This is a genomic window from Gordonia araii NBRC 100433 (assembly GCF_000241265.1).
In the GTDB taxonomy this organism is placed as follows: domain Bacteria; phylum Actinomycetota; class Actinomycetes; order Mycobacteriales; family Mycobacteriaceae; genus Gordonia; species Gordonia araii.
The window spans coordinates 1-9,554 of record NZ_BAEE01000055.1 but is presented as its reverse complement, the minus strand read 5'-3'; the positions used below and the strand labels follow the sequence as shown (position 1 = coordinate 9,554).

Here is a 9,554-nt window from a genome sequence, read left to right as displayed (position 1 = left end):
AGCGCACGTTGGCAACTGGGCGCCTCGCCGCGGATCTTGAGCACCGACGGCTGCGTCTGACCCACGGCCGGAACCTCGCCGAGCCGGCGGTCGGGCGGGTCGACGGGGTTGATCGTCGTCCGGCCGTACGGGCCGATCGCGTCCGGGAGGCCGGAGTCGTTGAGCAGCGAGCGGAAACGGTCGGGCACACCGTTGAGCCACGCCGGTGCGACGTCGCCGACGGCGGTGATCACGCGCGAATCCTCGACGGCGTCGGCGGCCGCCGACAACGATGAGTCGCGGATCGGACTGGCGAGCAGCCAAGCCGCGGCGAGCACGGCGACAGCCTGCAGGATGAGCCCGACGGCGCTGTCGAGTAGTCGTAGCGGGGTGGCGCGCAGGCGCTCGCGCATCGACCGGCCGACGACCATCCCGGCGATCTCGCCCACGATGACCAGCACCACGAGGATCGCGATGCCGACGATCAGCCGGGTCCGCGCGTCGTCGATGCCGGAAATGACCCGCGGGGCGATGAGGATCCCCGCCACCGCGCCGATGACGAGCCCGGCGAAGGACATCGCCGAAGCCAGGGCTCCCTGGCGGAAACCGGAGATCCCGGCGATCACGACGATCGCCACGATCACGATGTCGATCACGAGACCGGCCGTCACGGGCGCTCACCGAAATCGTCGGGGTCCGGCGAGAACGGCAGATCGAGCGGAAGCCCGTGATCCTGCCCGGACTTCGCCGCGGCGATCGCGTCGTCGAGCGGCCGCACGTCGTCGGTGTCCCACGCGACGTCCCAGCCGGAGGCGGCGCTGATCGCGGCCAGCAGGCCGCCGGTGAATCCCCACACCAGCAAGCCGTCGACCATGAACGCCGGGCCCTGGTAGACGCGCCCGCCCATGAAGTTGCGGCGCACCTGGAATCGGTTGGCGGGGTCGAGAAGCTCCCGCATCCGAATCCGGGCGACGCGGGCCGTTTCGCCTTCGTCGACGACGCGGACCTCGCTCGGCCGCTCCCAGTAGCCGAGGACCGGCACGACCTCGAACGGGCTGGGCAGTGTCGAGAACGACGGCAGGTTGGCCAGCACCCGGACGCCGTCGGGGTCCAGGCCCGTCTCCTCCTGCGCCTCGCGCAGGGCGGTGTGCACCGGATACGGCTCACCGTCATCGTGAGCCCCCCCGGGAAAGGCGACCTGGCCGCTGTGCTGGCGCAGGGTGGTGGCCCGTTCCAGCAGGAGGACATCGGCATCGTCGGGCAGTCCGCCGGGCGCGGTCGGATCGGCGTCGAAACTTCCGGCGAACAAGATGAGCACGGCCGCGGCCCGCCGGTTGCGGGCGGTGGCGACCATGCGCGCCAGCCGGGCGCGGTCGCCGCCGCGGTTGTTGACGATGGTGGTCAAGCGGTCGACGTCTTCGGTGAGGGCGTGCAGCCACGGTGGGATGGACGCGATGTCGACCAGCGGCCCGGTCGGATGGCCGGTCGGCAGCGGGCGGCCGCTCACGCCTCGACCCCCAGGTACTTGCGGGTGTCGGCGGCGAGATCGTCCGGACTCTCATACAGCCGCACCGGCGCGGCGGCGACGGTCCCGTCCGGGCGCACGAAGAAGGTCGACGGCAGGACCTGCCGCGCCTTCAGCGCTCGCGCCAATGCGCCCGTCTGGTCCAGCACGGTCGGCAGCCGCACGTCGATCTCGGTCAGCAACGCCAGCGCCAGGTAGGCGTCGGCACCCTGCCGGTCGTGGGCGGCGAGCACCGTCACCCGGTCGCCGGCGCGCCGCGCGAACTCCTGCAGCACGGGCAGCTCGCGACGGCACGGCCCGCACCACGTCGCCCACAGGTTGATCACCATCGGGCGCCCCGCCGTCGACGGCCCCAGATCGACCGGCCGGCCGTCGGCGAGGCAGGTGACCACGACGCCGGTGAGAACCGAGTTCGGCCCGACCGGACCGTGCGGGGCGGGGCACGGCGCCAGGGCCGCCTTCGTGCGCGCGGCAGCGAGTTCGGCCGGGTCGACCTGCGACGACGGTAGTGGACGAGGCGGAGCGCTCGGGTCCGACACCGGATCGGTGCCCGGCGTGTTGCGCGGCCAGATCGCCACCACCATCGCGACGACGAGCACGCCGAACACGACGGTCCAGCGGAACACCGGAGAGACCAGCGCCTCGCGCGTGGAGTCCTTCATCCCGCCGACCCGCTCACGGCCTCACCCATGCCGGCCAGCTCGAGCAGGTGCGGGGTCTCTGGCCCCTTGACCAGCTTGGCGGCCGCCTCCTTCTCCGTCGGCCCCTCGCCGTACGACGGGCAGTCACGCGCTACGACGCACACGCCGCAGGCCGGCTTGCGGGAGTGGCACACCCGTCGGCCGTGGAAGATGACGCGGTGCGAGTAGTCGGTCCATTCCCGGCGCGGGATCAGCTCGGCGATCGCCGTCTCCACCTTCACCGGGTCGGTTTCCCCGGTCAGGCCCCATCGCCGCACGAGTCGCCCGAAGTGCGTGTCGACGGTCAGGCCGGGGACGCCGAAAGCGTTGCCCAGCACGACGTTCGCCGTCTTGCGCCCGAAACCCGGGAGGGTCACCAGTTCCTTCAACGTGCCGGGGACCTCGCCGTCGAATCGTTCCACGAGTGCTTGTCCCAGGCCGATGAGCGAATTCGCCTTGTTGCGGTAGAAGCCGGTGGGCCGGATGAGTTCCTCGAGCTCTTCGCGGTTCGCGCCCGCGTAGTCCTCGGCGGTGCGGTACCGCGCGAAGAGAGCCGGAGTCGTCTGGTTGACCCGCACGTCGGTGCACTGCGCCGAGAGGATGGTCGCTACCGATAGTTCCAGCGGGTTTGTGAAGTCCAGCTCGCAGTAGACGTGGGGAAAGGCCCTGATCAGATCGCGGTTGATCCGCCGCGCACGGCGCACCAGCGCCAGATGCGTCTCGGGCTTTCCTGCCTTGCTCACCAATCCAGATTAGGCGATGCGCCCTCGACTCGACCGTCAGCCGCCCCTCGGTAACGATGCTGTGAAGACCATGGGCATTTGGTGGTTGATCGCTGGGAGTTGTTGTTTACTGATCGGCATGCACGGACTGGCGGCGCTCCTCTTCCCCTTGGTTTTGATGCTCTTCGCGCTGGGTATCGAGAAGCTGGAGGAGCGGGCGATGAGGGGTTCGGGCGCCGTTGCCCCGGAGCAGGTCGACACGTTGCTGATCGGGAAAGCCCCCGCCAAGTCTGAGCCGGCTGAAGTCGCCGACGTCGCCGTCCTGCCGGCCACCGGCCACAGCACGATGAACGGCGCGCGGCGGGCCAGCTAGAAACCCGCCAGGTCAAACGTGACCCATCCAACATTTCCGCTCGACTTTCCAGTAGCCTGTCCTGGTGTGACGGGTCGACCCAGGCCTGTCCCCGATTTTTGTTTGACGCGATAAGAGAGGTTCACTGTGGACGACGTACTCGCCAGGGCCGGCATTTTTCAGGGTGTCGAGCCCAGCGCGGTAGCGGCGCTGAGCCAGCAGCTTCAGCCGGTTGAGTTCCCGCGCGGCCATGTGATCTTCCACGAGGGCGAGCCGGGCGACCGTCTCTACATCATCCAGGCCGGCAAGGTGAAGCTCGGCCGCCGCTCCCCCGACGGTCGCGAGAACCTCTTGACGATCATGGGACCGTCGGACATGTTCGGCGAGCTCTCCATCTTCGACCCGGGGCCCCGCACCTCGTCGGCGACGACCGTGACCGAGGTGAAAGCGGTCTCGATGGACCGCGAGGCCCTCAAGTCGTGGATCAAGGACCGCCCGGAGATCGCCGAGCAACTGCTGCGCGTGCTGGCCCGCCGCCTGCGCCGCACCAACAACAACCTCGCCGACCTCATCTTCACCGACGTGCCCGGCCGCGTGGCCAAGCAGCTGCTGCAGCTCGCGCAACGCTTCGGCACGCAGGAGAACGGTGCGCTGCGCGTGACGCACGACCTCACTCAGGAAGAGATCGCGCAACTCGTCGGCGCATCCCGTGAAACGGTGAACAAGGCGCTCGCCGACTTCGCCCAGCGCGGGTGGCTGCGGCTGGAGGGCAAGAGCGTCCTCATCGCCGATTCCGAGCGTCTCGCCCGCCGCGCGCGCTGACGCGCGGCCGGCCGGATCATTCCTCGCGCAGGTACTCCAGCTGCGCCTTGACCGACATGCGCGCGGCCGGCCACAGCTTCTTGTCGACGTCGGAGTACACCCTCCGCACGATCTTCATCGGCTTGGCCTCACCGGGCGCGACGCCCATCGAATCCAGCGCGGCACGGATCTGATCGATCCGCTCTTCCCGGTGCTGCTTGTAGAACCGGGCCACCGGGATGAGATCCGGATGGTCCGGTCCGTGCCCGGGCAGCAGCACCGTCGCCGACTCCATCGGCCCGCTGCCCTCGACGATGAGCCGGTTCACCGAGTTGAGGTAGTCGCGCAGTCCCCCGTCGCGCGGATCCAGCACGGTCGTTCCCGATCCCAGGATCGTGTCGCCGGTGATCATGGCGCGCTGGCCGTCGCACTCGACGAGGAAACTCATCGAGTCCCCGGTGTGCCCGGGGGTGGCCAGCACGGTGATCCGCAATCCGGCGGCCTTGATGACTTCCCGGTCGACGAGCGGTTTCGCGTCCCGGCACAGGTTCTCCCGGCGCGCCCGCACCGGCGCCCCGGTCCGCTTGTGCAGCGCGCCGATCGCGCCGGTGTGGTCGTAGTGGCGGTGGGTGATCAGCGTCAGGACGACGTTGCCGCATTTCACGAGCTTCTTGACGTGCTTCTTGTGTTTGCGCGGCCCGGGGTCGACGATCACGCAGTCCGGGTGTCCTGGCGCGCGCAGCACCCAGGTGTTGGTGCCATCCAGTTCCATGGTGCCCGGGTTGTCGCAGAGCAGCACCGACGCGAACGGCGTGACTTCGCGCAGTTCGCCGTACGCCGGGTGCGTCAGCGGTTCGGACGTCGATGTCGCCGAGTCGGCGGTCACGGCTGGACCTCGACGATCAGCTCGACCTCCACCGGCGCACCGAGCGGAAGCTCGTTGACCCCGACGGCGGAGCGGGCGTGCTTGCCCGCGTCGCCGAAGATCTCCCCGAGCAGCTCCGACGCGCCGTTGACGACGGCGGGCTGGCCGGAGAAGCCGTCCGCCGAGGCGACGAAACCGACGACCTTGACCACGCGCACGATCGCATCGAGGCCGACCAGGTCGTCGACGGCCGCCAGCGCGTTGAGAGCGGCCTGCCGGGCGGCGGCTTTCGCCTCGTCGGGCGCAACGATGCCTTCGGCTCCCTCGGAGACCTTCCCGCGGACCGTCAGCTCGCCGTCGACCATCGGCAGCTGTCCGGCGGTGTAGACGAGGTTGCCCGTGCGCACCGCCGGTTGGTAGGCCGCCAGCGGCGGAACCACGGGCGGCAGGGTCACACCGAGTTCGGACAGTCGCGCGGACCAGGATGCGTGGGCTGCCACGGCGTCAGTCCTTGATCCGCTTGAGGTAGGCGACGTGCTGCTCGCCGGTCGGCCCGGGCAGGACGCTGACCAACTCCCAACCGTCAGAACCCCATTGGTCGAGGATCTGCTTGGTCGCATGGGTCAGCAGCGGAACCGTCGCGTACTCCCACGCCGGTCGGGAAACAGAAGATGACTCGCTCATAGAGTCCAGCGTATCCGCCTTCGTCAACATCGCTAGGCTTTACCTCGTGGTCACCAAGGACGTTAGCGACACGCGCACCGATGCCGCCCACACGTGGCCTCCGGCAGCGAAGCGAGCACGGCTCCATTTCGTGTCCGGCAAGGGCGGTACCGGGAAGACGACGGTCGCGGGGGCGCTGGCGCTGGCGCTGGCGCAGGACGGCAAGAAAGTACTCCTCGTCGAATGCGAAGAGCGGCAAGGCATTGCGCAGCTGTTCGACCGTCCCCCGCTGCCGCCGACCGATGACCTGGTCGCGACCGTGGAGGGCGGTGAGGTCTACGGCCTCGCGATCAACATCGAGTTCGCGCTGCTGGAGTACCTCGACATGTTCTACAACCTCGGGTTCGCCGGGCGTGCCATGAAGCGCATCGGCGCCATCGAGTTCGTCACCACGGTGGCCCCCGGCCTGCGCGACGTGATTCTGACCGGCAAGATCAAAGAGCGCATCATCGCGACGGAGAAGAACGGCAAGCTGATCTACGACGCCGTCGTCGTCGACGCGCCGCCGACCGGCCGGATCGGCAACTTCCTCGACGTCACCCAGGCCATGGCCGATCTGACCAAGACCGGCCCGATTCGCAATCAGAGCGACGGCGTGACCAAACTGCTGCACTCGCCGGACACCGCCGTGCATCTCGTGACGCTGCTGGAAGCCATGCCCATCCAGGAGACGATCGAGGCCGTCGACGAACTGCGCGGCAAGGACCTGCGCGTCGGCGCGATCTTCGTCAACCGGGTGGTGCCCGCGTTGCTGCCCGACGCCGAGATCGACGAGATCGCCGAAGGCACGATCGACGCCGCGCGCATCAAGGCCCGGCTCGCCGACGCCGGCATCGACCTCGACCAGGACGAGCTGGCCGGCCTGCTGACCGAAGCGATCGAGCACGCGATCCGCTACCAGGCGCAGCAGGTCGCCTCCGGCCAGCTCGACACCGTGGAGAGTTCGGAGGGCTCGCCCGTCGCGACGGTCGAACTCCCCAACCTCGACAGCCACGACGTCTCGACCGTGTACGAGTTGGCGCAGGTGCTGCGGAAGGCGGGGGTCTGACGATGACCGAAGTGCTGAAGATGGGTGAGATCCTGCGCTCGCCGTCGACCAAGGTCGTGATCTGCTGTGGGGCCGGCGGCGTCGGGAAGACGACGACCGCCGCCGCGATGGCGCTCTACGCCGCCGAGCACGGTCGCAAGGTCGCGGTCCTCACGATCGATCCGGCCAAGCGGCTCGCCCAATCCCTCGGCGTCGACTCGCTGACCAACGAGCCGCAGCCGGTGCCGTTGACCAACGGAGACGGGAAGAAGCTACGCGGCGGCGGCACCCTCGACGCGATGATGCTCGACATGCGCCGGACCTTCGACGAAATGGTGATCGAGCACTCCACCCCAGAACGGGCCGAGGCCATCATGGCCAACAGCTTCTACCAAACCGTCGCCTCCTCCTTCTCCGGCACGCAGGAATACATGGCCATGGAGAAGCTCGGCAAACTCCTCGAGGAGGACCGCTGGGATCTCATCATCGTCGACACTCCCCCGTCGCGGAACGCCCTGGATTTCCTGGATGCACCACAACGGCTGGGCTCCTTCCTCTCGGGGCGGTTGAGCAAGGTGCTGATCGGCGGCGGGCGTGGCGTCGGACGCGTGGTGACCGGCGCGGTCGGATTGGCGATGAAGGGCGTCTCGACGGTCATCGGCGGTGAGGTGCTGCGCGACGTCGCGACGTTCGTGCAGTCGCTGGACTCGATGTTCGGCGGATTCCAGGAGCGCGCCGCGCGCACCTACGATCTGCTCAACCAGCCGGGAACGCAGTTCGCGGTCGTCGCGGCACCGGAGCCGGACGCGCTGCGCGAAGCGGCGTTCTTCGTCGACCGGCTGTCGACCGAGAAGATGCCGTTGGCGGGGCTGATCGTCAATCGGACGCACCCGAACCTGACGACGATTTCCGAGGCGACAGCGGTCTCGACCGCGGAGAAGATGGACGACGAACTCACGCGCGGCGTTCTCGAAGTCCACGCGCTGCGCGCGGCCACCGGCCGGCGGGAGCTGGATCTGCTCGGACGATTCACGACGGTGCACCCCAAGGTGCCGATCGTCGGCGTCCCGTCGCTGCCGTTCGAGGTGGCGGACGCGAAGGCGCTGCGCGCGGTGGCCGAGCAGATCACCGCTCGCGGCTAACCGGCGCTCGTTGGCGCCGGCCGCCGGGTCTTGCGTAGTTGCTGTTAACCGACGTCGGCGCGCTGGCGGCGACGCTGGGCCTCGAAGAAGGCGGCCCACGAGGTGACTTCGGGATGCTGACGCAGAAGCGCACGGCGCTGACGCTCGGTCATGCCGCCCCAGACGCCGAACTCGACGCGGTTGTCGAGCGCGTCGGCCCCGCATTCGAGCTGGACCGGGCAGTGGCGACAGATGGTTGCGGCCTTGCGCTGAGCTGCACCGCGGACAAAGAGCTGGTCCGGATCCTCCGCTCGACATTTCGCTTGCGACACCCATGCCTGTCGCGCTTCGGATTCCCCAGTAGTCAGTGTCGTTGGCGTCATTACCAGCCCCTGTCTGCCTCGATATACCAAATGCCCATACCGTCGCCCGGGCCACATCACGCCCGGGGTGTTGCGTGGGTCACACCCGATGTCAAATCTATGTAGCAGTTCCCTTAGAAAGCAAGACCTCGTCGGAGAAACTGGGACATTCGTGCTAACTGCCAGCAAACGCCCCAGTTCACTGGCATATCCGACAGTGCGGACATAGGTAACGAGACGGTCACGGCCGCCCCGAAGCCGGAATCAGGGCCGGATCGACGGGGTTCGCGGCGGGTATAACCCCCTTCTTAGGAATCCCCCGTATCCTCTTTGCTGTGCCGTTGAACACCTCCGCTCGACTCTCCGCGACGACCAAACGCAAGCTCGGACAGCTTGCGGGCGCCATCTTCGTGTCCGGAGTTCTCGTCGCCGGCCTGCTCTTCCCCGTCGCGGGAGGCCTCGGCGTCGCCTCGAACCGGGCGGCGGCCGCCGTGGAGAACGTGTCGTCGGAACTCCTCAACGGCACGGTCCCCGAGGTGACGACGATGACCGACGTGACCGGTCGTCCCATCGCGCTGCTTTTCGACCAATACCGGTTCCAGGTCGGATTCAACGACATCAACCCGGACATGATCCGCGCGATCGTGTCCATCGAGGACCGTCGCTTCTTCGACCACGACGGGGTCGACTGGAAGGGCACGATCCGCGCCGCGCTGAAGAACTCGTCCACCGGCGAGGTCCAGCAGGGTGCGTCGACGCTCGACCAGCAGTACATCAAGAACTACCAACTCTTCGTCCTGGCCCGCACCGAGGCCGAGAAGCAGGCGGCGACCGAGACCACTCCGGCCCGCAAACTCCGCGAGGTGCGGATGGCGCTGACCATGGAGCAGACGCTGACCGAGCAGGCGCGCCGCGAGCGCGGCCTCGGCCCCACCGAGGCCAAGCAGGAAGCCAAGAAGCAGATCATCACGCGGTACTTGAACACCGTTCCGTTCGGCAACAACGCGTTCGGCATCGAAACCGCGGCCCAGACCTACTTCGGGGTGCCGGCCAAGGATCTGCGCGTCGAGCAGGCCGCCTTGCTGGCCGGCATGGTGCAATCCAGTTCGGCGCTCAACCCCTACACCAACCCGCAGGGGGCGCTGGATCGGCGCAACCTCGTCCTTGACACGATGATCGCCAACTTCCCCGACCGTCGCGAGGAGTTGGAGAACGCCAAGAAACTCCCCCTGGGCACGCTGCCGCAGCCGCGAGTGGCACAGCAGGGCTGCATCTCGGCCAAGAACAACGGCTTCCTCTGCGACTACGCGTTGAAGTTCCTCGCCGAGAACGGACTGTCCCGGTCGACGGTGATGCGCGGTGGCTACACGATTCGGACCACCCTGGATCCGGCCGTT

At 68.2% G+C, this 9,554-nt stretch carries 13 protein-coding genes; 5 read left to right on the top strand and 8 right to left on the bottom strand.

Translation table 11 applies throughout. From position 1 onward, the window contains the following. The 4 genes from GOARA_RS10420 to nth form a co-directional block, all read right to left on the bottom strand. Positions 1 to 650: CvpA family protein (locus GOARA_RS10420; RefSeq protein ID WP_007322328.1), on the bottom strand; the 650-nt coding region annotated here is incomplete at its 3' end. Further along, positions 647 to 1,486: an NUDIX hydrolase gene (locus GOARA_RS10415; RefSeq protein WP_007322327.1), complete on the bottom strand. Its 840-nt coding sequence runs from the start codon at positions 1,484 to 1,486 to the stop codon at positions 647 to 649. The genes GOARA_RS10415 and GOARA_RS10420, both read right to left, overlap by 4 nt. Further along, positions 1,483 to 2,166 carry a TlpA family protein disulfide reductase gene (locus GOARA_RS10410; RefSeq protein WP_007322326.1) on the bottom strand — a complete coding sequence of 228 codons (684 nt, stop codon included), beginning with the start codon at positions 2,164 to 2,166 and terminating at the stop codon, positions 1,483 to 1,485. Before GOARA_RS10410 ends, GOARA_RS10415 begins: the two co-directional genes overlap by 4 nt. Further along, positions 2,163 to 2,927 carry an endonuclease III gene (gene nth / locus GOARA_RS10405; protein WP_007322325.1) on the bottom strand — a complete coding sequence of 255 codons (765 nt, stop codon included), beginning with the start codon at positions 2,925 to 2,927 and terminating at the stop codon, positions 2,163 to 2,165. Before nth ends, GOARA_RS10410 begins: the two co-directional genes overlap by 4 nt. A 61-nt stretch (positions 2,928 to 2,988) precedes the next feature. Here nth and GOARA_RS10400 point away from each other — a divergent pair, with 61 nt between their 5' ends. Together GOARA_RS10400 and GOARA_RS10395 are read left to right on the top strand one after the other, a co-directional pair. Then, positions 2,989 to 3,279 carry a hypothetical protein gene (locus tag GOARA_RS10400; RefSeq protein WP_040522714.1) on the top strand — a complete coding sequence of 97 codons (291 nt, stop codon included), beginning with the start codon at positions 2,989 to 2,991 and terminating at the stop codon, positions 3,277 to 3,279. Between the two features lie 126 nt (positions 3,280 to 3,405). Continuing rightward, positions 3,406 to 4,080, top strand: a complete 675-nt coding sequence (locus GOARA_RS10395) for a Crp/Fnr family transcriptional regulator (protein WP_007322323.1) — start codon at positions 3,406 to 3,408, stop codon at positions 4,078 to 4,080. Between the two features lie 16 nt (positions 4,081 to 4,096). Here the strand turns inward: GOARA_RS10395 and GOARA_RS10390 are convergent, their stop codons facing one another. The 3 genes from GOARA_RS10390 to sp36 are packed head-to-tail and all read right to left on the bottom strand — an operon-like array spanning position 4,097 to position 5,608. Next, positions 4,097 to 4,945, bottom strand: coding sequence for an MBL fold metallo-hydrolase (locus GOARA_RS10390; RefSeq protein ID WP_007322322.1), 849 nt, complete (start codon positions 4,943 to 4,945; stop codon positions 4,097 to 4,099). Further along, positions 4,942 to 5,424 carry a RidA family protein gene (locus GOARA_RS10385; RefSeq protein ID WP_007322321.1) on the bottom strand — a complete coding sequence of 161 codons (483 nt, stop codon included), beginning with the start codon at positions 5,422 to 5,424 and terminating at the stop codon, positions 4,942 to 4,944. The genes GOARA_RS10390 and GOARA_RS10385 overlap by 4 nt, the downstream gene beginning before the upstream one ends. Positions 5,425 to 5,428: 4 nt before the next feature. Further along, on the bottom strand, positions 5,429 to 5,608 hold the full coding sequence (gene sp36, locus GOARA_RS20400) for a Sp36 family protein (RefSeq protein ID WP_040522718.1): 180 nt from the start codon (positions 5,606 to 5,608) through the stop codon (positions 5,429 to 5,431). Between the two features lie 46 nt (positions 5,609 to 5,654). Between sp36 and bagA the strand changes: the two genes are divergently transcribed. Continuing rightward, positions 5,655 to 6,695, top strand: a complete 1,041-nt coding sequence (gene bagA / locus GOARA_RS10375; protein WP_007322319.1) for an ATPase BagA — start codon at positions 5,655 to 5,657, stop codon at positions 6,693 to 6,695. A 2-nt stretch (positions 6,696 to 6,697) separates the two neighbouring features. Beyond that, entirely contained in the window at positions 6,698 to 7,816 is a 1,119-nt protein-coding gene (gene bagB / locus GOARA_RS10370; protein ID WP_007322318.1) for an ArsA family ATPase, read from the top strand. 44 nt (positions 7,817 to 7,860) lie between these two features. Here bagB and GOARA_RS10365 read toward each other — a convergent pair whose 3' ends face one another. Further along, positions 7,861 to 8,178 carry a WhiB family transcriptional regulator gene (locus GOARA_RS10365; protein WP_007322317.1) on the bottom strand — a complete coding sequence of 106 codons (318 nt, stop codon included), beginning with the start codon at positions 8,176 to 8,178 and terminating at the stop codon, positions 7,861 to 7,863. 314 nt (positions 8,179 to 8,492) lie between these two features. On the opposite strand from GOARA_RS10365, the gene GOARA_RS10360 reads away from it, so the two are divergent. Continuing rightward, a partial coding sequence (locus GOARA_RS10360; protein ID WP_007322316.1) for a transglycosylase domain-containing protein occupies positions 8,493 to 9,554 on the top strand: 1,062 nt, incomplete at its 3' end.